Source organism: Lacisediminihabitans sp. (genome assembly GCF_043726815.1).
Lineage (GTDB): Bacteria > Actinomycetota > Actinomycetes > Actinomycetales > Microbacteriaceae > Lacisediminihabitans.
Genome location: NZ_JAYSJZ010000045.1, coordinates 16,661 through 42,243, shown reverse-complemented (window position 1 = coordinate 42,243; position 25,583 = coordinate 16,661). Strand labels below are relative to the sequence as shown.

The window sequence follows — 25,583 nt, the reverse complement described above, 5'->3', positions numbered from 1 at the left end:
ATGCTGCCTCGAATTGGCCGCAGTGTGAACGCCGCGTGACCGTCCGCTGACCAAACGGCGTCGGGGGCGGCCATCGGATTCGGCGTGCTGGCGGATGCGGGAGGAACACGCGCACATGACAACGGTCTCCGCTGCCCCCTTTCCCCACGCGACGCGGGCCTGGACCGCGCTCGCGCTCGGGGTGGCCGCGCAGACCGCCGGCACCGTCTTCGTCACGACACCCGCGTTCCTCATCCCGCTCCTGCACGCCGAGCGCGGACTGACCCTCGCCCAGGCCGGGCTGTTGGCCGCCGCGCCGACCATGGGCATGGTTCTCACCCTGATCGCCTGGGGTGCACTCGCCGATCGGGTGGGCGAGAAGTGGGTGATCGCCGGCGGGCTCGCCCTCACCTCCCTCGCGGCCCTGGCAGCCGCGGCCTCGCCCGGCTACGTCTCGCTCGGGGTGTTCCTGCTGCTCGGCGGTGCCGCCTCGGCGAGCACGAACTCGGCCAGCGGGAAGGTCGTGGTGGGCTGGTTTCCCCAGGACCGACGCGGGCTCGCGATGGGAATCCGGCAGATGGCTCAGCCGCTCGGCGTGACGGTCGCCGCGGTGACCGTGCCGTCGATCGCGTCGGCGGGAGGCATCGGCGCCGCCCTCATCGTGCCCTTCGCGCTCACCGCGGTGCTCGCCGTCGCCTGCGCGATCGGAATCGTGAACCCGCCGCGGCCCGCCCCGGCCGCGATCGGCGAACGGCCGCGCAATCCCTACCGTGCGAGCGGATTCCTCTGGCGCATCCATGCCGTCTCGGTGCTCCTGGTCGTGCCCCAGTTCACTCTCTCCATCTTCGGCCTCCTCTGGCTGGTGACGGAACTGCGCGTGCCGGCGCTCGCGGCGGGCATCCTCGTCGGATCGGCCCAGTTCGTGGGCGCGGTGGGCCGGATCGGCGTGGGTGTGCTGAGCGACCGGGTCGGAAGCCGGGTTCGCCCCCTGCGCTGGGTGGCGATCTCGGCGTGCGTCGTCATGCTGCTGCTCTCCGCCGTCGGTGGCGCCGGCTGGCTGATCGGCGCGATCGTGCTGATGATCGCGATGACCGTGACGGTGGCCGACAACGGTCTGGCCTTCACCTCCGTCGCCGAGATGTCGGGGGCGGCCTGGTCGGGTCGTGCCCTCGGAGTGCAGAACACCGGCCAGTTCCTCGCGGCCTCGGCGGTGGGGCCGCTCGTCGGCGCGCTCATCGGACTCGTCGGCTTTCCGCTCGCCTTCCTCGTCGTGGCGGCGCCGCCGGCCCTGGCCGTGCCGCTCATTCCCCGCGTCGAGGCGGAGAGGGACCACCTCTAACCGGGCGCGGGGCTCACCAGCCGGCGCCGTAACACTGGAACGACGACGAGAAGCCCACCGAGACGGATGCCGCGGCGAGCGCGTCGGCCGGGGCCGTACCAGCGGCCAGCAGGTCGTGGGCCGCCGACAGCAGGTCGCAGGCCGCCGAATCCCCGACTATCGCCGGGGACGCGATCACGCAGCGAGCCCCCGCGTGCAACCAGGCCTGCGACATCCCGAGGGCCTCGAGCCCCCAGCGCACGGCGCTCCGGCCGAGCTCGCAGGCCGAGAGCACCACGGCCGACGGCACCCGCGGAAGCTGGCCGATGTCGTAGCCGAACCACGGCCCGTCCACGAGTTCGATGCCGGAGAACAGCGGGTTGTCCGCCGAATGCCTGCCGTGCGCCGAGACGTGCAGCACGTCCACCCGTTCGGCGAGTGCCGAGACTCGCTCACTCGTCGCCTCCGAGCCGAGGAGCACGTCTGAGCTCGCCCAGCTCGCGGCGGCCGCCGTGACCTCCTCCACGGCCCGCTCGACCCCGGGCCCGGCGGAGAAGCCCGCGGTCGCCAGCGTGAGTGCGGTCTGCCGCTGTTCGAGCCAGCGAGTCGCCGACACGGGCAGGGTGATCGAGCGGCCGGTGAGCGGGGAGAGCATCGACCACGGCACCCCGGACAGCACCCCGGGTGGGGTGAGCACGATCCTGCCCTCGCCGAGGCGCGAGAGGACGGGAAACACGATGGCGGCCGCGAGCCGGTCGAGGCGCTCCCGGAGGGATGCGCGAACCGCCCGTTCCAGCGCCGGGGGCAGCGTCGCCGCGGCCATGTCGAGGTCGGCGAGGAGTCCGTCGAGAATCCCGCGGATGGGCGCCCACGTTCCGAGGTCGGTCATCGTGGCGTCGTCCGGCGTCACCACCAGGGCGGTGAGGGACTCCCCCGACCATAGGTAGGAGAGCAGCACAGCCCCGCTCCACGCGAGCTCCCGCTGCACATCGTCGATGCCGGCGAGCGCGGCCACGCTGCCGGAGCCCCGATCCCCCCATTGCCGGCGCCGGACGGCCTCCCGCAGCGCCGCCTCCCGCCGGCCGTCGGCGGACTGCGGTGCCGGGTCGAGGGCACGGAGCTGCCGAAGTTCGGTGAGATCGTCTGCCGTGCGCGGATCGGAGGGCGGTCGAAGTGGCACGATTCGACTCGACAGGCCGCGGGTGCGTTCCGACCACTCGAACGCCTCCACCGGGCGGCCGTTCGACACCGCGATACGGAGGCCATCGAGCACCAGGCGACGTCCGTGCATCACGAGGGAGCTCTGCAGGTCGAGACTGCCGAACGTCGATTGCCACTCCCCCAGCTCGTCCAGGCCGGTGCGGGCGATGGCGAGCGCCCGGCGCGGACGTCCCTCGGCGATTGCGAGCTCGGCGCCGACCTCGCGGGCCAGCAACCGGGTGGTCACCCGGGTGCCGGCCGACACCCGCACCCCGGCGATCGTGCGGCGGGCGTCGTCGAGGCGGCCGCCCCGAATCCGCACCCGCGCGGACTGCAGCCGAAGCGCCGTGGCGTCACCGTCGAAGTGGCTCGCGGCGAGTCGCTCGGCCACGGCATCGGCCCGCCCGGCGAGAGCGCGCGAGCCGCCGCCGGCCTGCACCCCCGCCATGATGGCGAACGCGTCGGCGCGCAGTGCCCAGCCCTCCGCGCCGCGGGCACGGAATCGTCTCGCCGCGCGACGGGCGACGGCGGCCGCGCGAGGCGCATCCTCGAGCACGAGGGCCCTGGCCAGCACCAGTTCCGCCTCGCCCTGGGCCTGCCGGAGCCCGCGGGAACCGTAGGTGCGCCCGACGCCCCAGAGCAGCTCGGTCGCCTCGCCGGTCATCCCGGCGGCGAGCAGCACCTCCGCCCGATCGGCGTCACAGGTGGCGAGCGCCACCGGCGAGAGGGCGGCGAGCACCGGCCGCGACTCGTCCATGAGGCGCAGGGCCTCGATCAGGTCACCGGCGAGCATCGCCGCGTAGCCCTGGTTGTTGAGCGCCTTCGCCAGCTCCACCGGCTCGTCGCTGCGCACGAAGGCCTCCGCGGCCCGTGCGAAGTCGGCGAGGGCGCTCGCGACCTCGCCGCGCTCGAGGTAGACGAGGCCGCGATTGAGGTGCACCCGGCCGAGGCGCGCCGGGTCGTCGCCCAATTCGTGGATCGCCGAGGTCAGCAGGGGAAGGGCGGCCTCGCCGTCGCCCCGGCGAAGTTCAATCAGGCCCAGTTGGCTGGTGAGGATGGTGCGGGTGCGCGGGGCGATGCCCGCGGTCTCGAGCGCGGACCGGCAGAGCGCGATTGCGCCATCCGCGTCACCGGTCTCCGAGGCGATGTAGGCGATGGTGCCGCCGATACGCGCCAGCAGATCGGCATCCTCGGTGCGTCGCCCCGCCTCCTCGAGCACGCGTCTCGCCGCGGCGTGACGCCCGGCGTTGCCGTGCTCGACGCCTCGTTCGTAGAGGACCGCCGCCGACAGCATGCCCCATTATGGCGCGATTGAGGTCGCCTCGTGGATGGCCTTGATTGCACGCTCCACCGATTGCCCCGGCGACGACGACGCACCGGCGTCGGCGAGGATGTCGTCCAGTGCCGCCGCCACCGCGCCGGCCACCAGCGGGGCGGCGAACGAGGTGCCGCTCCAGACGGCGAACAGGCCGCGGAAGTCGTCCGGATCTATCGATTCCCTCGTGTGGCCGCCGGCCACCGTCCTGGCCAACGGGAGCCCTCCGCCCTCGAAGGACGGCATCGTGCTGACCACGGCCGCCCCCGGCGCCCAGGCGCTCACCCACGGCCCGGTGTTGCTGAAGAGGGCGACCGTCGACCGGTTGGGATTGAGGGCACCCGCGGCGACGATCGGCACGGCGGCCGGATCGAGCGGATTCGGGTTGCCGCCCCCGGCCCAGGGAGCGAAGGCCGCCGGGAACATGGGCCGCTCGGTCGCATCGTTGCCGGCAGAACAGGTGACCACGGTGCCGCAGCGGCCCAGCGAGGCGAGCAACTCGTACATCGTGGGGTCGAAGAGTTCGTCTTTCGGCGTCTCGTGGTAGTACCCCATCGAGAGGTTGAGCACGTCCAGCGCCAGCCCGTCCGCGCGGCCGGAGGCGTGCCGCTGCACGAGGGTGCCGATGTCGGTGAGGGTCGCGACCAGGTCGGATTCCACGATCGTGCCGTCCGAGTCCACCACCCGCCAGGCGACGATATCGGCGTCCGGGCAGGCCTGATGGATGAGCCCGGCGATGAACGTGCCGTGCCCGGAGTCGGCATCGATCGCGCCGTCGAGCGGACCGACGAGGTCGGGATGAACCTCCGGGTCGTCGGCGGGCGAGACGTGCCCGATCGCGCGGCCGTCGATTCCCACGTCGGTGCGCACGATCCCGTCCAGCCACGGATGGTTGCCGCATCCGGTGTCGACGGTGCCCACGACCGGCCTGCGGCTGCCGCGCTCGTCGTCGACTCGGCGGCGCGGCGCGGCGCCCGCGAAGGCCACCGGCTGGAGTCCGCCGCTGCCCTGCACGCCATAGCTCGCGATCGCGCCGACGTCGACGCTCGAGTCGGCAGGGTTCGTGAAGTGGAACGGGTTCGTGGAGTGGAACGGATTGGTGGAGTGGAAGGGGTTCGTCGAGTGGAACGGATTCGACGAGAGCGACGAGTCGAGGGTGAGAACGTGGTCGAGGCCGACCCCGCGGAGGTCCGGCGTGCCGGGCAGCGCGCGGGCCCGCTGCAGCAGGGTCCAGGCGTCGGGCGCGGCGGTGGCCGTGTCCTTCGCCACCGTGATCAGCAGGCGGGACACCCCGAGCGGTCCGGTCGCCCAGGGATACCTGGCGAGGCGATCCTCCCGCGCCCCCTCCGGCTCCTCGACGATCCGCTCGCCGAACTTCTCGTCCGGCGCCACCTCCCAGCCGAGTCCCCGCGCCGCCTCGCGGAGGGTGCCGAGCACCGAATCGATGCCGCGAAGGGTGGACACGACCAGCCGCTGAGGCACGTACACGGTGGGGAACGCGCGGATGCCGTCGACACTCACCGTCGAGGGGTCGAGAAGTCGGCCGGGGAAGCGCGGATACCGCGACTGCCAGTCCCACTCACTCGTCGGACGGCGCGAGTCGTCGTTGTCTTCTCTCATTGCCAACTCCCTACAGGTCGAATTGCGGTGTGGTGAACCCCTGGCGTGCGGTGTCGTCGATTCGTCCGTCGGCATCCGGGCGCAGCAACAGACGCACCGAGCCGGCGGGCACATCGTTGAACTCGAATCTGCCCTCGGCGCTCACCGACGCGAGCCACTCGTCGTGCCCGTGCCGCAGAACGACCGACAGCGGGCGGGCGGGCGCGACCCAGCCGTCCACGCGGCGACGACGCTCGCTCAGGGCGCTCACCCGGAGCATCACCGTCACCGAGCCGTCGGCGAATTCGAAGACCCGGGTCTGGCCGGAGGCGTCCGCACCGCCGCGCACGCCGGCGAGCCGGTCCGTCTCGAGCATGGTGAGCAGCGCGTACTCCTCGACGAGGCCCTCGGTGGCAAGGGCGACGAGCACCGAATCGACGAGGTCGTGCGGCATCGGGTCGCGGCGGATCCACATCTGGCGCAGACGCGCGAAGAGGGCGCCGTCGTCGCGCGGGAAGCGCGGATCGGCGGTCGTCATCGCTCACCCCCGCTCGAGACCAGGGCCTCCCGCAGCTTGGACAGGCAGCGGCCGCGGGTGGGCCCGATGCTGCCGATCGGCATGCCGAGGTCACGAGCGATCTGGCTGTAGTCGGGGCGGTGCTCGAACGCGACGATGCGCAACAGTCGCTGGCACCGCTCGGAGAGTGCCCTCACGCACGCCCACAACCGGCTGTCCCCGTCGCGGGCGAGAACCACGTCCTCCGCGGAGGACTCGTCGTCGAGGGCGGCATGGAGCACCTCATCCGCCACCGGGATCTGCACCGCACCGCGCTTCGCCGCGCGCCAGGCCTCCCGCCGCGCCGTGGTCATCAGCCAGGCCGCGATCGCGTGCGAGTCGTTTATCGACCCGGAGCGCTGGACGAGCGTCAGCCATGTCGTCTGGATGACGTCCTGCGCGAGGTCCCGGGTCAGACCGTACGCGCGAACGACATGCCAGAGAACGGGTGTCATGGTGGTGACTAACTCATCCATCGCTCCGGGCGCCCCCCTGAGCCAGCGGTCGAAGGCGGCCGCCGCATCATCCCAGATGACAGAGGACTCCAGCCGCTGGCCGTCGGGCCGGCTGCGGATGGCGTCGCTATCGTTCATGGTTTGAATTCTCATCACCCGACAGGAGGAGGGCAATGCTTCGCCTGATACACGCCACCGAAAATTTGTTCGTGGTTCACCGCTCGGTTGCGAATGAGGCGGCCTCCCGGCGGTGCGGATACACTTGAGCGGCACTCGCGGGAGTGGTGAAATTGGTATACACGCAGGTTTTAGGTACCTGTGCCGAAAGGCGTGAGGGTTCGAGTCCCTTCTTCCGCACCGAGCCGAATTGGGAGGTTATCCCCATCCTGTCTCCCGGCCCACCGGCTACCCTGTCTAGTACAGACGACTGGAGCTTCCCCCTTTGCTATCTTCCGGCCTCATCCCCTGGCTCGACCCGGTATCGCTGATCCATGCCTTCGGGCCGTACGCGCTCGTCGGTGTCTGCCTCATCATCTTCGCCGAGACCGGACTCCTGGTCGGATTCCTGCTGCCGGGTGACACCCTCCTGATCATCACGGGTCTGCTGGCCTTCCACCCCGGAATCGGCGTGCCGATCTGGCTGGTCGTGCCCGCCATCGGACTCGCCGCCTTCCTCGGCGGCGAGGTCGGTTACCTCATCGGCAAGAAGGCCGGTCCGCGCATCTTCGAACGCAAGGAGACCGGCCTCTTCAGCATCGAGAACGTCAAGCGCACCAACGCGTTCTTCGAGCGGTTCGGCGGGTTCGCCGTCGTGCTCGCCCGATTCGTTCCCGTGCTGCGCACCTTCGTGCCGGTGGCGGCGGGCGTGGGTCGCATGAACTACCGCAAGTACTCGCTCTACAACCTCATCGGCGCGCTCATCTGGGCGGCCGGCCTCACCTTCGGCGGGTACCTGCTCGGCTACATCCCCCCGGTTGCCGCCTTCGTGTCGAAGTACATCGACGTGATTCTGCTCGCCGCGGTCGTGCTCACGCTCATCCCCACGGTGTTCCACTACATCCAGTCGGTGATCAAGGCGAGGAAGGCCAGTCGCGAGAACGCCCCGCTGCCGACCGACGAAGACGTCGTCATCGACGCCAAGTACTTCGACCGCAAGGCCGAGTAACGACCGTCAGGCGAGCGGCCGGTCGAGCCGCTTCGCCAGGCGCACGAGGGACTGCTGCGCGGCCCGGCGAACTTCCTTTTCCGGATCCCGCAGCATCGCGGTGAGGGCCGGGGCGTTCTCCGCGTCCCCGACCTCGGCGATGGCCCGGGCGCCGGCGATCCGCACTCGCTCGTTCTCGTCGGAGAGCAGGGGCGAGAGGGACTCGGAGCCGCCGATCTTGCGCCCGAGGCACACACGGGCGCACATTTCGCGCACCCGCCAGGCCCGGTCGGAGAGCCCGGCGATCACGGCGGACTCGCAGGACTCATCCCAGACGTAGTTGAGGGCGCGCGCGCCCCAGACCTCTGGCCAGTAGAGGGGCGGTGCTCCGTCGAGCACGCCCTGGGCGTGGCGGCCGCCCACCCAGAGCAGGAACTCCTCGCCCTCGTTGCCGCCGCGAAGCAGGGATGCCGCACGCTCGGCGACGTTCTTCTCACCGAACCGCTCGACGGCGACCGCGATCCGGTGGGCGGGTGAGTCGTCGAGGGGGACGTCGGAGGCGGGGTCAGTGTTGTTCATGGCGACTCCAACGGTACCCCGCGTCGCGCCGGCCCGCCGCCCTGGCTGCTGCCGAGTGACGTTGGTCAACCGACTGAGGGGCGGGCGTGCTGCCGGTCGCGGTGTGTGCAGGACGGCTTGGGCGTCCACGGTTGCTCACCCTGCAGACTCCAGTTCTGCAGGACGGGTAGTGCAGGACGGCTCCGGCGGAGCGCAGGGACGATAGGTGCAGAAACGACGGGAGCGTCCGGCAGACCGGGACCGTTCGGGTCGCCACACCCCGGCCGTGTCCTGCACAAACTGTGTTGCCCGGGCTGTCTTGCACAGGCTGTCCTGCATAAGGTGTCCTGCAGAACCAGAGTCTGCGAGATAGGCACCCACCCCACCGGGCACCGTCCTGCAGAACACGGCCCGACCGACGCCGCGGCGTGGGAGAGGAGCACCAACAGACCTGCCTGGGCAATACAACTAGCCGGCGAGGGTGAGCGCGATGAGCGCGAGATTGAGCGCGACCACGAGAACCACGACCACGCCGAGCGCCCATCTCACCGGCCGGCGGTTGGCGCTCTCGCCCATGATCGCCGGATCGTTGGTGAGCCGGAGGAGTGGCACGAGGGCGAACGGGATGCCGAAGCTCAGGAAGACCTGGCTGATCACGAGCGCCCAGGTGGGGTTCACCCCCACGGCCAGCACGATGAGCGCGGGGATCAGGGTCACCCCTCGCCGCACGAAGACCGGGATGGACCGTTTGATCAACCCCGCCATGATCGTCGCCCCGGCGTAGCTGCCCACAGAGGTGGATGCGAGTCCCGAGGCGAGGAGGCCGATCGCGAAGACGAGGGCGATGCCCGGACCGAGCGCCGACCCGATCGCCGCGTGCGCGCCCGCGATGGTGTCGGTGCCGGCCACGTCCCGCAGGTTGACCGCGGCGAGCAGCAGCATGCCGATGTTCACCACCCCGGCCAGGCCGAGGGCGATCACCACGTCCCACTTGGTGGCGCGCAGCAGGCGCGCCCGATCATCCGCGGTTCCGGCCCTCCCGTGACGATCCCGCGCGAGGGCGGAGTGCACGTAGATCGCGTGCGGCATGACGGTCGCGCCCAGCATGCTCGCGGCGAGAAGCACCGATCCGGTGCCGTCGAAACGGGGAATGAGGCCGTCGAGCACCGAGAGTCCGTCCGGGGGGCTGATGAACAGCCCCGCGAGGAAGCCGACCGCGATCACCGTGAGCAGGCCGATGATCACGGTCTCGAACGGTCGTTGGCCGTAGCGACTCTGCAATGCGAGAAGGGCCATCGAGACCACCCCCACGATGAGGCCGCCGACGAAGAGCGGCAGCCCGAAGAGCAGATTGAGCGCGATCGCGCCGCCAATCACCTCGGCGATGTCGGTGGCGGCCGCCACGAGCTCCGCCTGCCCCCAGAACGCGATCCTGGCCGGAGTGCGCAGTCGCTCGCCCAGGTGCTCGGGCATCGTTCGCCCCGTGACCAGGCCGAGCTTGGCCGACTGGTACTGCACGAGGGCGGCGATGAGATTCGCCGCCACCAGCACCCAGACGAGCAGGTAGCCGTACCGGGCGCCGCCGGTGAGGTTCGCCGCGACGTTGCCGGGGTCGACGTAGGCGATGGCGGCCACGAAGGCCGGCCCGAGGAGCCACACGCCCCGCGGCACCGGGCGCGCCGCTGCCCGATTCATCGCCACACCAGAATCCTCAGCGGCGCCGCGCACCGCTCAGGGCACCAATCGTTCCCGAACCACCGGCATGAGGGCCGCGAACGCGCGGGCTCGATGGCTGATGGCGTTCTTCTCGTCGGCGTGGAGTTCGGCGGACGAGACGTTGTAGCCGGCCGGCTTGAACACCGGGTCGTAGCCGAAGCCGCCGCCGCCGACCGCCTGGTGCAGCACGGTGCCGGCCCAGATTCCCTTTTCCACCCACTCGAAACTCGTGGCATCCTCCGGAGGGCCGTCCGGACCGACCGAGCCCGGCGGCGCGGGCACCACGAGGGCGGCCGCGCAGATGAACTGGGCGCCGCGCTCCTCCTGCCCGACGAGGTTGGCGAGCAGCAGCCGCACGTTGTCCGCGTCGTTGCGGGTGCCGGCGTAGCGGGCGGAATTGATGCCGGGGGCTCCCCCGAGGGCCTCGACTGCGATGCCGGAGTCGTCGGCGATCGCCGGCAGGCCGGTGTGCTCGGAGGCCGCTCGCGCCTTGATCAGCGCATTCGACTCGAAGGTCTCGCCATCCTCCACCGGCTCCGGCCCGTCGTAGGCGATGAGCTCGATGCCGTCGAGGGACGCCCCGAGGATACGGCGCAGCTCGACCACCTTGTGGGCGTTGTGCGTCGCCAGCACGAGCCTCACCGGCTCGAGGGCCGTCGGCCCGCCCGTCGTCGGCTGGGTGGTCATCGGCCCAGGGTCTCCACCTGGAGCCTCGTGAGGTCGGCGGCTCCGCCGAGGGCGAGGTCGAGCAGCGAGTCGAGCTCCGAACGGTCGAACGGGGCGCCCTCCGCGGTGCCCTGCACCTCCACGAAGAGGCCGCGGCCGGTGACCACCACGTTCATGTCGGTCTCGGCCCGCACGTCTTCGACGTAGGCCAGGTCCAGCATGGGAACGCCGTCGATGATGCCCACCGACACCGCGGACACGCTATCGATGAGCGGCTTGGCGTTCTGGCCGATGAATCGCTTGGAGCGGCCCCACTCGAGCGCGTCGGCGAGCGCCACGTAGGCGCCGGTGATGGCCGCGGTGCGGGTGCCTCCGTCGGCCTGGAGCACGTCGCAGTCGATCACGATGGTGTTCTCGCCGAGGGATTTCATGTCCACGACTGCTCGCAGGCTCCGGCCGATGAGACGGGAGATCTCGTGGGTGCGCCCGCCGATCTTGCCCTTCACCGACTCCCGGTCCATGCGGTCGTTGGTGGAGCGCGGAAGCATCGAATACTCGGCCGTCACCCAGCCCTTGCCCTTGCCGGTCATCCAGCGCGGCACGCCATTGGTGAAGGATGCCGTGCAGAGAACCTTGGTGCGGCCGAACGAGATGAGGGCCGAGCCTTCCGCCTGGTCGCTCCAGCCCCGCTCGATCGTGATGGCGCGCAGCTCGTCGTGCTCGCGTCCGTCGCTGCGGGGGCCGCTGGGGGTGTCGGTGGCCTGGCTGGTGCTCATGCGATGGCGTCCTTAGCTGGGAGGTGGATGGTGCCGGTCTCGACGAGGTCGACGGTCGACACCGCCGGTCCGAGAAAGCGGGTCACGAGGGAGGTGAATTGGGCCTGGCTGTCGCCGGTGGCCTCGTAGACGTGCACGGGCGGGGTCGCCGCGGTGCGTTGGATGCCGTGCTTGACGAGGGTGCGGTACACGTCGAACGCGGTCTCCTCCGCACTGGAGACGAGGGTCACGTCCTCCCCCATCACATACTGGATGGCCGCGGACATGAGCGGGTAGTGGGTGCAGCCGAGCACGAGGGTGTCAATCCCGGCCGCCTTGAGCGGCGAGAGGTAGTGCTCGGCCACATCGAACAGCTCGGGTCCGCTCGTGACGCCGGCCTCCACGAACTCCACGAAGCGCGGGCAGGCCTGGGTGAACAGGTCGAGGTGCGGGGCGGCCGCGAAGGCGTCGTCGTAGGCCTTCGACCCGATCGTGCCGACCGTGCCGATCACCCCGACCCGCCCGTTGCGCGTCTGGCGCACGGCGGCCCGCACGGCTGGCTGGATCACCTCGACCACCGGAATCCCGAGCGCCTGGGTGTAGCGCTCGCGGGCGTCGCGCAGCATCGCGGACGACGCCGTGTTGCAGGCGATCACGAGCATCTTCACGCCCTGCGCGACCAGGTCGTCGAGCACGGCGAGGGTGTAACGGCGAACGTCGGCGATCGGCTTCGGGCCGTACGGCGAGTGAGCCGTGTCCCCCACATAGAGGATGGATTCGTTCGGCAGCTGGTCGATGATGGCCCTGGCGACCGTGAGCCCGCCGACACCCGAGTCGAAGATCCCGATCGGGGCGCCGGAGTTTGTCAGAGGATCAGCCACGGGAGTCGAGTTTAGCCGCGACCCGCGGTCGTCCGCAGTTCGCAGGCCGCACGGCAGCGCCCCGGCAGCCGCTCTGGCTAGGCTTGAGCGGTGACCAGCGCTCCGCACCCCGTGAGTTCCTTCCTGACCGACCAGTACGAGCTGACCATGGTCGATGCGGCCATCAGAAGCGGCACCCACGAACGGGAATGCGTGTTCGAGGTCTTCGCGCGTCATCTGCCGGGCGGTCGCCGCTACGGGGTGGTCGCCGGCACGGGGCGGCTTCTCGACCTCATCGCCGACTTCCGGTTCACGGATGCCGAACTGGAGTGGCTGAGGGACAACGAGATCGTCTACGACAAGGCCATCGACTGGCTGGCCGACTACCGCTTCACCGGCAACATCTGGGGCTACCAGGAGGGGGAGCTCTACTTTCCCGGCTCCCCCATCCTCGTCGTTGACGGCACGTTCGCCGAGGCCGTGCTGCTCGAGACCCTCGCGCTGAGCGTGCTCAACTACGACAGCGCCGTCGCGAGCGCGGCCGCACGGATGGTGTCCGCGGCCAGCGGGCGCCCCCTCGCGGAGATGGGATCGCGCCGCACCGGCGAGCGCAGCGCCGTGGCCGCGGCCCGCGCGGCCTTCATCGCGGGCTTCGGCGCCACGAGCAACCTCGAGGCCGGGCGCAGCTGGGGCATCCCCACCATGGGCACGGCCGCGCACTCGTTCACCCTCCTCCATGACACCGAGGAGGACGCCTTTCGCGCGCAGGTCGCGGCCCTCGGCGTCGGAACGACGCTGCTCGTCGACACCTACGACGTGCCGGCGGCGGTCGAGCTCGCCGTGCGGGTGGCCGGCACGGGCCTCGGCGCCGTGCGGATCGACAGCGGAGACCTGCCGGAGCAGGTGGCAGCGGTGCGCCGGCAACTCGACGCGCTCGGGGCGACGAAGACCAGGATCACCGTGACGAACGACCTGGATGAGTTCACCATCGCCGCCCTGCGAGCCGCCCCGGTCGACTCCTACGGCGTCGGCACCTCCGTCGTCACCGGCTCGGGTTCCCCCGCGGCTGGCATGGTCTACAAGCTCGTGGCGCGCAAGGGCTCCGACGGCGAGTGGCTCTCCGTGGCCAAGAGGTCCTCGCACAAGGCGACGGTCGGCGGGCGCAAGTTCCCCGTGCGCGAGTTGGACGAGGCGGGTCGCGCGACGGCCGAAGTGATCCATGTCGGCGAGCCGGAGGCGGCGACGAGCCGGCACCGGCCGCTCCTGGTGCCCCTGATGAACTCCGGAATCCCGGTCGAGCGCTACCGCGGCGCCGCGGGCACGGCGCTCGCCAGGGAGCACCGCGCCTCGGCGATGGCCGAGCTGCCGGCCGACGCGTTGAGGCTCGGCCGCGGCGACCCGGCGATTGCCACCCGCTACGAGTAGATCGGCGCGCCGGGAGAAGGGCGCTACGCCTTCATCGACTCGTAGATCTCCTTGCAGGTCGGGCAGACCGGGAACTTCTCCGGGTCGCGCCCGGGCGTCCACACCTTGCCGCACAGCGCGATCACCGGCTTGCCACTCAGTGCCGACTTGAGGATCTTGTCCTTCTGCACGTAATGCGAGTATCGGTCGTGGTCGCCGTCTTCAACCTGCTCCTGGTTCAGCAGCTCTTCGAGTTCGCGGTCAAGCGTGTCTGTGCCGCCGCCGCCCTGCTGTGTGTCACCGCTCATGCTTCGATTTTAGTTCTTCATCGTGAAGGCCAACAGCTCGGGCCCCCGGCGGGAGAAGATCGTCCCGCCCCAGAGGATGCCGAGCACGAGGGCGGCGAGCCCGATGAGCAGGCCGGCAACGAGCGAGCCGACGTGCCAGGCGGGGTTGACGAACAGTCCGAGCGCCGCGAAGGCAAGCGCCGGCATCGAGACGATGATGGCGGCGAAGAACGACAGCGACTGGATGAGGCCGGCCGCAGTGCCGCTGGCCTGCGGCTGATTGAACGGGCTGTCTCCCGGTCGCACCGAAGGGTACGGGAAGCGCGCGGAGATCACGCTCGAGAAGCCGAGCCCGGCGAGCAGGATGCAGGCACTCACTCCGATCAGCGACGGGAGCACCGCCCAGTCCCCGTAGAACGAGGCGGCGATCGGCGACCCGATGAACACGAGCGGCACGCCGATGATGAGGGCGGGAACGACCCGACCGAGACGGTCCGCCCATCCGGACACGTTGGAGGCCACGTGCAGCCAGATCGCGGTGTTGTCGTAGGCGACGTCGTTGTGGATCGCCCAGGACAGGAACAGGCACATGGCCGGCACCGGGATGAGGGCGAGCACGTTCCACGGCACGCCGGCCACCGAGAGCGCCAGGACGAAGACGATGGGTGCCACCGGGATGGCCACGAGCGAGGTGTGGTACCTCGCATCGCGCAGCCAGTAGGTGATGCTGCGGGCGGCGATCGCTCCGGCCGGCGTCCCCGGCATCCGGTCGAACCAGCCCAGACCCACATAGGCCCTCTTGCGCGATTCGCGCTGCGGCGTCACGAGCATCCAGGCGACGAGCGCGCGCCAGCCGAGCCAGAGAACGCCCAGAAAGGCGAGGGCGATCGCGAGTTTGGCCAGCGCGAGCCCCGGCTCGCCCGCGGCCGCCTCGGCGGGTGCCGACCAGACGGCGCCCAGCGGCGTCCACCCGGCCACGGCGGCGACGGAGCGGAGCACCCGCAGGCCGTCCCGCGCCCAGTCGACGGTCGCCAGCAGAACCACCACCGGCGAGAACGACACGATCACGAGCAGGGCGATGAGCCCGGTGGCCTCGCGGGCGCGCCGGGTGGCGAGCAGGAATGCCGCGACGGACGTGGTCACCCGCGCACCGAGCACACAGGTCGCCACGATCACGACGGCACCGACCAGGGCGAGGAAGGCGGCAAACGGGTCGCGGGACCAGGTGAAGACCTGGGCGATGGCGATGATCGCGATGGCGAGGGCCGGCACTCCGATGAGGGCGGAGAGCGCCAGGCCGGCCGCGAGCCGGGTGGTGGGCACCCCGAGCAGCGAGAACGCGCGAGGGTCGAGCGTGTCATCGGTGCCGAAGGCGAGGGGAACGAGCAGGAAGCCGAGCACGATGAGCGAACCGAGCGTGACGGACACGCTCGTGGCGAAGGCGACGTCGGCAAACCTCAGCGCGAGGAATCCGACCACCACGAGAGCCGCGGTGCCGAGACCGTAGGCGAGACCGATCACAATGCCGATCACCTGCATGGGACTGCGGCGAAAGATGTTCGCGAGCAGTCGGAGCTTCAGTCCGAGAAACTGTGCAACCACTCCATGCCCTCCGCTGTCTTGCGTCCGCCGGCGAGTTCCACGAAGCGTTCCTCGAGAGATCCGATGCCCCGCACCTCGTCCATGGTTCCCGAGGCGAGTACCGAGCCGGACACCACGATGGCGACGTAGTCGCAGATGCGCTGCACGAGGTCCATGCTGTGGCTGGAAAGCACGACGGTGCCCCCGGCCGCGGCATAGTTCTGCAGGATCTCGGTCACGTTCGCCGCCGACACCGGGTCCACCGACTCGAACGGCTCGTCGAGGATGAGCAGCCGCGGAGAGTGAATCATGGCCGACGCGAGCGCGACCTTCTTCGTCATCCCGGCCGAATAGTCGGCCACGAGCCGGTCGAGGGCATCCTCGAGGCCGAACGCCGAGGCGAGGTCGGCCGAGCGCTTCTTCACCGTCTGGGGGTCGAGCCCACGGAGGATTCCCGCGTAGTAGAGCAGCTGGCCCCCGGTGAGCCGGTCGAAGAGCCGCAGGCGGTCGGGCAGCACTCCCATGTTGCGCTTGGCCACGATGGGGTCTGTCCAGACGTCGGCCCCGTGCACCGCGATCGTGCCGCCGTCCGGCCGCAGCAGCCCCGTGACCATGGACAGGGTGGTGGTCTTGCCCGCGCCGTTCGGTCCGACGATTCCGAAGATCGACCCGGTGGGAATCGAGAGGCTCACATGGTCCACCGCCACCGTGTCGCCGAACCTCTTCACGAGATCGTGAAGCTCGAGCACGACGTCGGCTTCGACGGATTCCGCCGCCGGCGTTCGCGCCGCGGTCTTCGTCGAGGGCTTCGCCGGGGCCTTGGCGGGCGGCTTGACCGGTGTGGTCGGCTTCTTGGTGACGGGCCGCTTGGCCGGCGCCGGTGCGACGAGAGGCGCCTCGATGACCAGGTCTTCGATTACGGCGTTCTCGATGACCGAGTCATTCGCGACCGGAGCCTCGGCCACGATGAGGCCCACGGCGACCGGATCGGCGACGGACGTGTCGACGACGGGCGGATCGACAACGTGCTCGTCGACAACCGGCGGGTCGACAACCGGCGGATCGACAACGGGTTCTGGCGCTTCCGCAGGGGTGACGGCCGCGTCGGCGTGAACGGCATCGGCGATTCCCGCATCCTGCGCGCTTGCCGCCGTCTTGGCGGCCAGGGCCGCTCGGGTCGCGGCGCTCGTGGGTGACTTCCGCGGAGTCGCGGGCGCGCGGGACGCCGTGGCTCGGGGAGCCGCCGGCTTTCTCGCCGTGGCCGGCCGGCGCGGAGCGGCGGGCTTGCGAGCCGCGGGAGTCGCGGCGGGCTTCTCAATCGTGGGGTCGACCGTGGCGGCGTCCGCGGACGCCGCTCCGACCGTATCCGCGGCACCGGCATTCGCGGTCGCGGGATCTGCGGTCGCCGGAGTGTCGACGGCGGGAGCGACGTCGGCCGTCGTCCTCGGCTGAGTCGCGCGGGGAGCCTTCGCGGCGCTCGTCGAGCGGGCGCTTGGCCGGCGCGCGGGTCGGGACGCCGGGGTCGGCTTGTCAGTCGTCGGCGTGTCTGCAGCCGGCTTGTCAGTCGTGGGCTTGTCAGTCGTCGGGTCGGGGGCGCCGTCAGCGGGCGTGCCCGCGGTGCTCGGGGCGGGACGCTGACGGGGTGTCCGAGCGGTGCGCGGGGTGCGCGTCACGCCGGAAATCGGCGCCACCGGCGCCAGCGGGCCGTCGCTCGGAGTCGCCTCACGCGCCGATTCAACTGGCTCGGCATCTGGCTTCTTCTCGGGTTCTGGATCCACCTGCTAACCGTATCAACGGCACCTGTGCGCCTGAGCGTCGACCGGGGGTTCTGTCACGAATTGAGAACATCCACAGGACCTTCCCTGTCGGAAACGCGGGCTACCGGGTAGGCTTGGCCGAGCACAACGATGTGTCCAGACAAGTGTCTGGGGATGAATAAACGGTAAACCTTTTTGGTGTTGACGCCGCGCCCCAGTCGGACAACAGTCAATTGAGGAGACCAATCGTGAGCACACAGATCGTCATCTTGGCCGCAGGAATGGGCAGCCGTCTCGGCCGCTCGCTGCCCAAGCCGCTGACCGAACTCAACGATGGCCGCACCATCATGCAGCAGCAGTTCGACAACATCCACCACGCCTTCGGCAAGACCGCGAAGGTCACCATCGTCGTCGGCTACAAGCTCGAACACATCATCGAGGCCTTCCCCAACGCCTCGTTCGTCTACAACGAGCAGTACGACCAGACCAACACGTCCAAGAGCCTGATGCGCGCACTGCGCGCGTCATCGACCGGTGGCGTCCTGTGGATGAACGGCGACGTCGTCTTCGACCCGGAGGCCCTGGAGCGCGCGGCGAAGATGGTCGCTCGCGACCAGTCCTTCGTCTCGGTCAACACCGAGCGCGTCTCGGACGAAGAGGTCAAGTACACCGTCGACGCCGAGGGGTACATCAACGAGCTCTCCAAGACCGTCAAGGGCGGGCTGGGCGAGGCCGTCGGCATCAACTACGTGTCGCGCGCCGACAAGGCCGCACTGTTGCGCCAGCTGGGCCGCGTCGGCGACCAGGACTACTTCGAGCGCGGCATTGAGCTGGCCATCGAGCAGGACAAGCTACGATTTGAGCCGGTAGACATCTCCGACCTCTACGCCGTAGAGATCGACTTCGCGGAAGACCTGGAGCGGGCAAACCTCTTCGTCTAGTGCGGAGCGCGGGGGTGCTTGATCTCTAAGGACCCGAATCGCGTGAGTGCAGCTCTTGAAGCACGCCCGACACGGTCGGCGTTCGCCAACTACCGCCATTCGCTGTGGCTGCTGACCACCCGCGACCTCAAGGTGCGCTACTCCACCTCGTTCCTCGGCTACTTCTGGTCGATCCTCGACCCGCTGGTGATGGCGGCGATCTACTGGATCGTGTTCACCCAGATCTTCCACCGCGGCACCGTCGGCCACGAGCAGCCATACATCGTGTTCCTGCTGACGGCGCTGCTGCCGTGGACCTGGTTCAACGGGGTGGTGTCGGATGCCACGCGCGCCTTCACCAAGGAAGCCAAGCTGATCCGCTCCACCAAGATCCCGCGCACGATCTGGGTCGCCCGTCTCGTGCTCTCGAAGGGCATCGAGTTCGTGGTCAGCCTCCCGGTGATCATCATCTTCGCCCTGGTCTCCCTCGGCACGAACAACCCGGCCCAGCTGCACTGGCAGGTCGTCTTCGTGCCGCTCGCGATCGTTCTCCAGGCTGCACTCGCCTTCGGCGTGGCGCTGATCGTTGCTCCGCTCGTCGTGTTCTTCCGGGATCTCGAACGCGCGGTGAAACTGGGCCTGCGTTTCCTCTTCTACGCTTCGCCGATCGTCTACGGGCTCGAGTCGGTGCCGACCCACCTCAAGCCGTTCATCGCGATCAACCCGATGTCCGGCATCCTGTCTCTCTACCGTTCTGCTTTCTTCCCGCTCGAGCTGAACTGGGTAGACGTGGCGGTGAGCGCCGTATTCACCGTCGTCATCCTCGTCGTGGGCGCCCTGGTCTTCCGGCGCACCATTCCTACAGTGCTCAAGGAGATCTGACGTGACGGACCTCAGCACCCCGGTGACCGCCGTGAAGGCGCCGGTGATCACCGTCTCGGATGTCGGCATCCGGTTCAAGCGCAACCGCCGTTCGCGCCGCAGCTTCAAGGACCTCTTCGCCGGCTCGCAACGGCGAGCCCGGCCCGGCGAGTTCTGGGCGCTGCGCAACGTGTCTTTCAGCGTCGCTCCGGGCGAGGCGATCGGCGTGGTCGGGCGCAACGGCCAGGGCAAGTCCACCCTGCTCAAGCTCGTGGCCGAGGTGGTGTTCCCCGACGAGGGCAGCATCGGGGTGCACGCCGGCGTCGCCCCGCTGATCGAGATCACCGGCGGCTTCGTCGACGACCTCACGGTGCGGGACAACGTGTACCTCACCGCCGGCCTGCACGGCATGAAGCGCGCGGAGATCGACGCCCAGTTCGACGAGATCATTGAGTTCGCCGAGATCGGCGACTTTCTCGACACCCCGTACAAGCACCTGTCGAGCGGCATGAAGGTGCGCATCGCGTTCTCGGTGATTTCGAGGCTCGAGGAGCCCATCCTGCTGGTGGACGAGGTGCTCGCCGTGGGCGACAAGGGCTTCCGCGAGAAGTGCTACCGGCGAATCGAGGAGCTCTTGGCGGGCGGGCGTACCCTGTTCTTCGTGTCCCACAACGAGAGAGACCTGCGCCGGTTCTGCACCAGAGGCCTGTACCTCGACAAGGGCGCGCTCGTACTCGACGCGTCCATCGACGAGGTTCTCGACCGCTACAACGAGGAGTACGGAGTCACCTCGTGACGCTCCCCATCGGTGCCCGACCGCCCGCTCCGGTGGAGGCGGGAATCGATCGGCTGCTCTCGGTGCAGCGGCCGCTCGTGATCGCCCACGTGCGCGGAATTCGGCAGCGCCATCCCGACGCGACTCCGGCGCAGATCGTGACCATCCTCGAACGCCACTACCTCACCGCGGTCACGACCGGAGGCGCCGCCGTCGGGGCGAGCGCCGTGATCCCCGGAGTCGGCTTCGGCATCTCCCTCGCCCTCAGCGGAGTGGAGACGGCGGGCTTCCTCGAGACGAGCGCCCTCTTCGCGCAGTCGGTAACCGAGGTGCACGGCATCGCCGTGGACGATCCGGAGCGGGCGCGGACGCTCGTGATGACCATGATGCTCGGCACCGCCGGCTCCGATCTCGTCAAGCAGCTCGCCGGTCAGGCGGCCGGCGTCGGCCCGTCCCGAGGACGCTTCTGGGGCGAGCTCGTGACGAAGAGTCTTCCGCAGGCGGCGATGGGGCAGGTCGGCGATCGCGTGAAGCGGGTGTTCGTGAAACGGTTCGCCGCCACGCAGGGCGCGAGCGTCATCGGGCGGTCGATTCCCTTCGGGATCGGCGCGGTGATCGGCGGAACCGGCAACCACATGCTCGGTCGCAAGGTGGTCACCAGCGCGCGGGACGCGTTTGGGCCGCCGCCCGAGTCGTTCCCCCTCGTGCTCGAACCGAAGGTGCGGCCGGTGCGGGTGCAGACCGCCCGCTCGCGGATCGCGCTCCCCCGGTTCGGAGGCACGGCATCCGAGCCGAAGGCCCCGAAGTCGCCGCGCGCTCCGAGGACCCCGCGGCCACCGAAGGCGCTCCGGCCGCCGAAGCCGTAGCGCCGCCCCTCCCTCACAGGGGCGGCGGGCGGGAGGAGTGCACCGGCACCGCGACGCCGTCGCACGCCCTCACTAGATTCGCCGCATGACAGCCCCCGGCAATCCCGACCTCGACGACGCCTACCCGGTTCCGTTCCGGCTCGACCGGGACACCGGGCCACGGCGATATGTGCTCACCAACGCGGGAGCCGAGCCGGTGGACGGCGTGACCGTGAGCCTTCTCGGGTCGGGGATGATGCCGGCCAGCCTGCCCGCGACCCTGCTGCCCGGTGAGTCCCTCGAGGTGATGGTCTCCGGCCGGGACCTCGCCAGGTGCACCGTGCTCGTGGTGCGCTGGTTCAGGCCGAGCGGCCGGGAATACCTCTGGCGGGTGAGTTTCTGATGCGGTCAGACGTCAGTCACGCACCGCGGCGACGGCCTCGATCTCTACGAGCTGACCCTCGTAGCCCAGCACGGTGACGCCCATCAATGTGCTGGGCACGTCATGATCTCCGAACGCCTTCCGAACCACCTGCCACGCCACGCTGAGGTCTGACCGCTGGGAGGAGGCCACCAACACGCGGGTGCTGACCACATCGCTGATCGTTGCTCCGGCCGCTCGGAGGGCCTCGGTGAGCGTCTCGACGCATTTCGCGGCTTGGCCCGCATAGTCGCCGACGGCAGCCGTTCTCCCATCCCGCTCCAGAGGACACGCCCCCGCGAGGAAGATCAGGCGTGCACCACTCTCCACGATCGACGCATACGCATACTGCGCATCGCTGAGTTCCGCGGATCGGATGAGACGCACAGTGCTGGCCATCCGCCGATTTTGCCACACAGCCTGAGCAGCACGCCCTAGTCGTCGTCCGACTCGAGGTCGAGCGACGACCCCCGACCGAACTCGTCAACCGCGAGCAGGTCGGCCGCGTGCAGGGCGGCGTGCTGCTCCCACTCCGCGACGAGGTGTTCGACCGCCGCATGGAAACGCCGGGTGGCCTCGCCGGGGGTGGTGTCTCCGAAGTGCCGCTCCACCCAGAATTCGAGCCGACGCTGGGCCTCCTCGTTGTGCTGCACCCGGTCGATCGCCGCCACGATGTCCCCGGCATCCTCGGCGGCGAGCCACTCCGCATCGCCGAGGTATCCGCTCGCGTCGATCTCCGCGTCCGGCGAGACGGGGCGCGCGACGATGAGCGGCTTGCCCGTGGCGAGGCGGTCGTAGACCATCGCCGAGATGTCGGTGATCGCCACGTCGGCGGCCGCCAGCTGCCAGCCGAGAGTCGGACCGTCGTCGAACACGTGCTGCGCCGCGCGATCCTGCGCGTTCGCCGCGGCGATCGCCGCGATGATCGCCTCGTTCGAGCGCCGGAAGTCCTGATCGATGACGCCGGTGCGCGGATGCGGCCGGTAGATCACGCGGTGCCGGCCGGTGGCGAGCAGGGCCGCCACGAGCGCCTCCCCGTGCGAGGCGACGGAGCCGTAGGCGGCCGCCCCCCTGTCGCCCTCCCAGGTCGGCGCGTAGAGCACCACCGAGCGGTCATCCGGCGAATATGGCAGCGCCCCGACGAAGTGATCGGCCTGCGGTCGGCCGATCATGATCGTGCGGCGGTCGAGTTCGAAGTCCCAGAGCTTGCGCCGCAGGCGGTCGCGTGCCGCCTCTCCGGCCACGAGGCTGTAGTCGTACGCCTTGAACTGGTTGGTCGTCATGTACATCTTGTCGCTCTCACCATGGTTGATGAAGACGTGCCACATGCGGCCGTACCGGAACATCTGAAAGTTCTTGCTGTTCTGATTGACGTAAAAGATGATGCGAAACTCCTGGCTGGCCACGAAGTCTTCCAACTCGCTCACCGTTCGCAGGTAGACGACCGGCACCGGAGACTCCCCGATCAGCGCCAGGGCCGTGCCGGGCGATCGCGCGATGATCGCCACCGGGCGGGTCTTCGAGAGTTCGGCGAGGGGCGCGTACCACTGGCGCAGCTGGTAGAGGTTCACCTTCGTGTCGGCGAAATAGACAGCAACCTGCACGCTGCCGCCGGGCAGGCTGGACACCGTCGGTCCCCGGCGGGCAAGTTCGCGCCGGTGAAGGCGGGAGCGGATCAGGTTCTTTACGATCCGTTGAGCTGTTTTTGCGTCGCGGAGAATTGGCACCGTCTGATTAAACCAGCCTGCGCTGAGCGCGACCGCCGCGGGAGTGCGAACGCCCGGCAATCGAGCCCCCGATCGGTCGCATTGCCTCCTGCTAGGCTCCACTCGTGCCCGGGTTCAACTTTGCGTCAGGGAATGCGAAGAAGCTCTTGTCGCTCCCGCTCTACGCGCTCGGCGCCCTCGCCAGCCTCGCTGTACCCAGGTCGGACGACCGGTGGGTGGTCGGCTGCGGATCCGGCATCGGGGAGGGAGCCCTCGAACTCTTCCTGCTTGCCCGGGCGAAGCCCACCCCGCCGCGGCTCGACTGGCTCGCCCGCGACGAGCGGGAACTCGCGGAGGCGCGGAGGTTCGGTCTCGACGCGACGCTGAAGTCGAGCGCGCGAGGCCTCTGGCTCACCCTGCGGGCCCGGGTTCTCGTGGTCACCCACGGCTTCGGAGATGTGAACCGCTACGGCACCCGCGGAGGATTCGTCGTGCAGCTCTGGCACGGCATCCCGCTCAAGCTCATCCAGCTCGATTCGCCGGCCACGATGCGCATCCGCCTGCCCGGGGCGCGGCGGTTGCGCGGTCCCCTCCGCCGCGCCTATCGCGCGGGGTTCGCGGGCATCTCGTTCATGCCGGCGGCATCCCCCCTGGCCGCCGATCGGCTGCGCACGGCCTTCGGGCTGCCGGCAAGCCGGATCGCCGTGACCGGCGACCCGCGCGACGACGTGCTCTCCCGCGACACCCCGGCCGAGCGGTCGGCGCGCGCACGGGAACTGCTCTTCACGCGGCTCGGCCTCCCGCCCACCGACTCGACGCTCCTCCTCTTCGCCCCCACCTGGCGGGACGGTGAGGCCGACCCCGGCATCCCCTCCGCGGACGACTGGCTCCGCATCGACGAGTACCTTCTGGCGAGCGACTCCCTCCTGGTAGTGCGACCGCACCCGCACAGCGTCGGCGACTACCGGGCCGGCGTGAGGGCATCCGAACGCGTCGTGCTGCTCGACTCGACCGCACTCGCCGACGTGACCCCCGTGCTGCCCGCCGTCGACGTCTTGATCACCGACTATTCCTCCATCGCGCTCGACTACTCGCTCACCGGGGGCCCGATCCTCTTTCTCGCCCCGGATGAGGAGTCGTACTCCGAGTCCCGCGGATTCTACGAGCCGTACCGCGAATTCAGCGGCGGTCGAGAGGTGCGCACCTGGTCGGCACTGCTCGGCCAACTCCGCCGACTCGAGGCCGACGCCTCCTGGGCGGGCGAGGTGCGTGCTCACACCGCCGACCTCGCGACGCGGCACTTCGCGTTTCAGGACGGCCGGAATGCTGAGAGAGTGTATTCCGAGATAGTCCTCAGACAGAAGGCGCGGAAATGACACGGATCGAGCGAGGCGGGCCGCCGGTCGGGCTGGCAATCGTCGACTCGGTCACCGTGCTCAGCTCGCCGGCGCCGACAGTCGCCTTCGCGGGATCGGTCAGCGTCGGCACCCCGGCGAGACTCGAGGTGCGGGGCTCCCGACAGACGCTCGGTGCCCCGGTCGCCGTCGCGAAGGGCCGCTGGAGCGCATCCCTCCCCCTGCTCGATTCGCTCTGGGGAGGTGCGGCCCTTCCACCCCGGTCCGGGCAGTACGAGGCAATCCTGCTGACCGCAGACGGCTCGCCCCTCCGCCTCGACGTCGACACCGACCTTCCCGCCCCCCAGCTCGTCGAGGGGGTGACCCGGGTGGCCTTCGACGACCGGGAGGACGGCCTCGGCCTGCGCTTCTCCGCACCCCTCAGCGACCGGGAACGCGGGCCGCTGCAGCAGGCGTCGCTCGAGGCCGACTATCGCTCGGCGACGTTCGAGCCGATCGACGCGGTGTTCTTCGAGAGCTTCTACGGTCAGAACGCGTCCTGCAACCCGCTCGCCATCGACCGCGAACTCGCCAGGCTGCGACCGGACATCGCCCGATACTGGAGCGTCGCGGATGCCTCCGTCGCGGTGCCGGAGGGGTCGATCGCGCTGATCGAGGGCAGCGAGGACTGGTGGCGCATCCGCGGCTCGGCCCGGCTGCTGGTGATCAACGACTGGCTGCGCAAGAGATTCCGCAAACGCTCGTACCAGACGGTGCTGCAGACCTGGCACGGCACGATGCTCAAGAAGCTCGCCCTCAGCCGACTTCGGCTCGGCGCCCGCCCCGCGCTCGCCACCCTGCGGGAGCGTGCCCGGTGGGACATCCTCCTCGCTCAGAATCCTTACTCGACCAAAGTATTCCGCTCCGCGTATGCATTTCTGGGACCGGTCTGGCAGGAGGGCTATCCGCGCGACGACGTGCTTCTCACCGGCGATGCGGCGGCCGTTCGACGACGACTCGGCATCCCGGACGGGGTGACGGTGCTGCTCTACGCGCCCACCTGGCGCGACGACCGGCCGGACCACGTGGACCACCTGGACGTGTCGCGCTTCGCCGAGAACCTCGGCGCCGGCTACGTGACCCTGATCCGCGGGCACTCCCGCACCCTCCTCCCCGGGGAGGACCTCAAGGCCCGCAACGTGCTCGACGTGACCGGCTACCCCGACATCTCCGAACTGTTCCTCGTGGCCGACGCGCTCATCACCGACTACTCCTCGGTGATGTTCGACTTCACCGTCACCGGCAAGCCGCTGTTCTTCTTCACCCCGGACCTCGTGCACTACCGCGAGAAGCTTCGCGGCTTCTACTTCGACCTCAGCGCCGTCGCGCCGGGGCCCGTCGTCTCGGATCCCGCCGAACTCGTCGCCCTGGTGCGCGACCGCGACGCCGTGCGCGCGCGTTACGCGGACAAGTACCGAGCCTGGCAGCGCCGGTTCAACCCGCGCGACGACGGCGGGGCGGCGGAGCGAGTGGTGCGGCGGCTGCTCGAGGAGCGGATCATCGGCTGAGGC

General features: G+C 69.8%; 24 protein-coding genes and 1 tRNA gene. 11 read left to right on the top strand and 14 right to left on the bottom strand.

What is annotated here, in order from left to right; all coding sequences use genetic code 11:
- The first annotated feature begins 115 nt into the window (after window positions 1-115).
- Window positions 116-1,318 carry an MFS transporter gene (locus ACHZD8_RS04870; RefSeq protein WP_394769032.1) on the top strand — a complete coding sequence of 401 codons (1,203 nt, stop codon included), beginning with the start codon at window positions 116-118 and terminating at the stop codon, window positions 1,316-1,318.
- A gap of 13 nt (window positions 1,319-1,331) precedes the next feature.
- On the opposite strand, the gene ACHZD8_RS04865 is transcribed toward ACHZD8_RS04870, so the two are convergent.
- Genes ACHZD8_RS04865 through ACHZD8_RS04850 form a run of 4 tightly spaced genes read right to left on the bottom strand, consistent with a single transcriptional unit; the run spans window position 1,332 to window position 6,560 of the window.
- Window positions 1,332-3,791: a CHAT domain-containing protein gene (locus tag ACHZD8_RS04865; RefSeq protein ID WP_394769031.1), complete on the bottom strand. Its 2,460-nt coding sequence runs from the start codon at window positions 3,789-3,791 to the stop codon at window positions 1,332-1,334.
- A 6-nt stretch (window positions 3,792-3,797) separates the two neighbouring features.
- The gene (locus tag ACHZD8_RS04860) at window positions 3,798-5,432 is read right to left on the bottom strand and encodes a S8 family serine peptidase (RefSeq protein WP_394769030.1); all 1,635 of its coding nucleotides are present in this window, start codon (window positions 5,430-5,432) and stop codon (window positions 3,798-3,800) included.
- A gap of 10 nt (window positions 5,433-5,442) precedes the next feature.
- Window positions 5,443-5,949, bottom strand: coding sequence for a hypothetical protein (locus ACHZD8_RS04855; RefSeq protein WP_394769029.1), 507 nt, complete (start codon window positions 5,947-5,949; stop codon window positions 5,443-5,445).
- Window positions 5,946-6,560, bottom strand: a complete 615-nt coding sequence (locus tag ACHZD8_RS04850) for an RNA polymerase sigma factor (protein ID WP_394769028.1) — start codon at window positions 6,558-6,560, stop codon at window positions 5,946-5,948. The genes ACHZD8_RS04855 and ACHZD8_RS04850 overlap by 4 nt, the downstream gene beginning before the upstream one ends.
- Window positions 6,561-6,697: 137 nt before the next feature.
- Here ACHZD8_RS04850 and ACHZD8_RS04845 point away from each other — a divergent pair.
- Together ACHZD8_RS04845 and ACHZD8_RS04840 are read left to right on the top strand one after the other, a co-directional pair.
- Window positions 6,698-6,779: transfer RNA gene (locus tag ACHZD8_RS04845), tRNA-Leu, on the top strand.
- A gap of 85 nt (window positions 6,780-6,864) precedes the next feature.
- On the top strand, window positions 6,865-7,587 hold the full coding sequence (locus ACHZD8_RS04840) for a DedA family protein (protein ID WP_394769027.1): 723 nt from the start codon (window positions 6,865-6,867) through the stop codon (window positions 7,585-7,587).
- A gap of 6 nt (window positions 7,588-7,593) precedes the next feature.
- Here ACHZD8_RS04840 and ACHZD8_RS04835 read toward each other — a convergent pair whose 3' ends face one another.
- The 5 genes from ACHZD8_RS04835 to murI form a co-directional block, all read right to left on the bottom strand.
- Entirely contained in the window at window positions 7,594-8,145 is a 552-nt protein-coding gene (locus ACHZD8_RS04835; protein ID WP_394769026.1) for a HEAT repeat domain-containing protein, read from the bottom strand.
- Between the two features lie 447 nt (window positions 8,146-8,592).
- Window positions 8,593-9,819 carry an Nramp family divalent metal transporter gene (locus tag ACHZD8_RS04830; protein WP_394769097.1) on the bottom strand — a complete coding sequence of 409 codons (1,227 nt, stop codon included), beginning with the start codon at window positions 9,817-9,819 and terminating at the stop codon, window positions 8,593-8,595.
- 36 nt (window positions 9,820-9,855) lie between these two features.
- Entirely contained in the window at window positions 9,856-10,527 is a 672-nt protein-coding gene (rdgB, locus tag ACHZD8_RS04825; RefSeq protein WP_394769025.1) for an RdgB/HAM1 family non-canonical purine NTP pyrophosphatase, read from the bottom strand.
- On the bottom strand, window positions 10,524-11,282 hold the full coding sequence (rph, locus tag ACHZD8_RS04820) for a ribonuclease PH (RefSeq protein ID WP_394769024.1): 759 nt from the start codon (window positions 11,280-11,282) through the stop codon (window positions 10,524-10,526). The genes rdgB and rph overlap by 4 nt, the downstream gene beginning before the upstream one ends.
- Window positions 11,279-12,142 carry a glutamate racemase gene (gene murI, locus ACHZD8_RS04815; RefSeq protein WP_394769023.1) on the bottom strand — a complete coding sequence of 288 codons (864 nt, stop codon included), beginning with the start codon at window positions 12,140-12,142 and terminating at the stop codon, window positions 11,279-11,281. Before murI ends, rph begins: the two co-directional genes overlap by 4 nt.
- A 90-nt stretch (window positions 12,143-12,232) precedes the next feature.
- On the opposite strand from murI, the gene ACHZD8_RS04810 reads away from it, so the two are divergent.
- On the top strand, window positions 12,233-13,546 hold the full coding sequence (locus tag ACHZD8_RS04810) for a nicotinate phosphoribosyltransferase (protein WP_394769022.1): 1,314 nt from the start codon (window positions 12,233-12,235) through the stop codon (window positions 13,544-13,546).
- 23 nt (window positions 13,547-13,569) lie between these two features.
- Here ACHZD8_RS04810 and ACHZD8_RS04805 read toward each other — a convergent pair whose 3' ends face one another.
- From ACHZD8_RS04805 to ACHZD8_RS04795, 3 genes are read right to left on the bottom strand one after another with little or no spacing between them, the layout of a single operon-like run.
- Window positions 13,570-13,833 carry a DUF3039 domain-containing protein gene (locus ACHZD8_RS04805; RefSeq protein WP_394769021.1) on the bottom strand — a complete coding sequence of 88 codons (264 nt, stop codon included), beginning with the start codon at window positions 13,831-13,833 and terminating at the stop codon, window positions 13,570-13,572.
- A gap of 9 nt (window positions 13,834-13,842) precedes the next feature.
- Window positions 13,843-15,414, bottom strand: a complete 1,572-nt coding sequence (locus ACHZD8_RS04800; protein WP_394769020.1) for a hypothetical protein — start codon at window positions 15,412-15,414, stop codon at window positions 13,843-13,845.
- Window positions 15,390-17,171 carry an ATP-binding cassette domain-containing protein gene (locus tag ACHZD8_RS04795; RefSeq protein WP_394769019.1) on the bottom strand — a complete coding sequence of 594 codons (1,782 nt, stop codon included), beginning with the start codon at window positions 17,169-17,171 and terminating at the stop codon, window positions 15,390-15,392. Before ACHZD8_RS04795 ends, ACHZD8_RS04800 begins: the two co-directional genes overlap by 25 nt.
- 227 nt (window positions 17,172-17,398) lie before the next feature.
- On the opposite strand from ACHZD8_RS04795, the gene ACHZD8_RS04790 reads away from it, so the two are divergent.
- From ACHZD8_RS04790 to ACHZD8_RS04770, 5 genes are all read left to right on the top strand, one after another.
- A complete protein-coding gene (locus tag ACHZD8_RS04790; RefSeq protein WP_394769017.1) occupies window positions 17,399-18,091 on the top strand; it encodes an NTP transferase domain-containing protein in 693 nt (230 codons plus the stop codon).
- Between the two features lie 42 nt (window positions 18,092-18,133).
- Window positions 18,134-18,952, top strand: a complete 819-nt coding sequence (locus ACHZD8_RS04785; RefSeq protein ID WP_394769016.1) for an ABC transporter permease — start codon at window positions 18,134-18,136, stop codon at window positions 18,950-18,952.
- A gap of 1 nt (window position 18,953) precedes the next feature.
- Complete coding sequence (locus ACHZD8_RS04780; protein WP_394769015.1) at window positions 18,954-19,727, top strand: ABC transporter ATP-binding protein; 774 nt, start codon at window positions 18,954-18,956, stop codon at window positions 19,725-19,727.
- Window positions 19,724-20,572 (top strand): hypothetical protein, encoded by an 849-nt coding sequence (locus ACHZD8_RS04775; protein WP_394769014.1) that lies wholly within the window; start codon window positions 19,724-19,726, stop codon window positions 20,570-20,572. Before ACHZD8_RS04780 ends, ACHZD8_RS04775 begins: the two co-directional genes overlap by 4 nt.
- An 85-nt stretch (window positions 20,573-20,657) precedes the next feature.
- Complete coding sequence (locus ACHZD8_RS04770) at window positions 20,658-20,954, top strand: hypothetical protein (protein WP_394769013.1); 297 nt, start codon at window positions 20,658-20,660, stop codon at window positions 20,952-20,954.
- A gap of 12 nt (window positions 20,955-20,966) precedes the next feature.
- On the opposite strand, the gene ACHZD8_RS04765 is transcribed toward ACHZD8_RS04770, so the two are convergent.
- Both ACHZD8_RS04765 and ACHZD8_RS04760 read right to left on the bottom strand, forming a co-directional pair.
- On the bottom strand, window positions 20,967-21,371 hold the full coding sequence (locus ACHZD8_RS04765) for a RidA family protein (RefSeq protein WP_394769012.1): 405 nt from the start codon (window positions 21,369-21,371) through the stop codon (window positions 20,967-20,969).
- Window positions 21,372-21,406: 35 nt separating this feature from the next.
- On the bottom strand, window positions 21,407-22,699 hold the full coding sequence (locus ACHZD8_RS04760; protein ID WP_394769011.1) for a CDP-glycerol glycerophosphotransferase family protein: 1,293 nt from the start codon (window positions 22,697-22,699) through the stop codon (window positions 21,407-21,409).
- Between the two features lie 104 nt (window positions 22,700-22,803).
- Between ACHZD8_RS04760 and ACHZD8_RS04755 the strand changes: the two genes are divergently transcribed.
- Both ACHZD8_RS04755 and ACHZD8_RS04750 read left to right on the top strand, forming a co-directional pair.
- On the top strand, window positions 22,804-24,054 hold the full coding sequence (locus tag ACHZD8_RS04755) for a CDP-glycerol glycerophosphotransferase family protein (protein WP_394769010.1): 1,251 nt from the start codon (window positions 22,804-22,806) through the stop codon (window positions 24,052-24,054).
- Window positions 24,051-25,580 (top strand): CDP-glycerol glycerophosphotransferase family protein, encoded by a 1,530-nt coding sequence (locus tag ACHZD8_RS04750; RefSeq protein WP_394769009.1) that lies wholly within the window; start codon window positions 24,051-24,053, stop codon window positions 25,578-25,580. Before ACHZD8_RS04755 ends, ACHZD8_RS04750 begins: the two co-directional genes overlap by 4 nt.
- The last annotated feature ends 3 nt before the right edge of the window (window positions 25,581-25,583 follow it).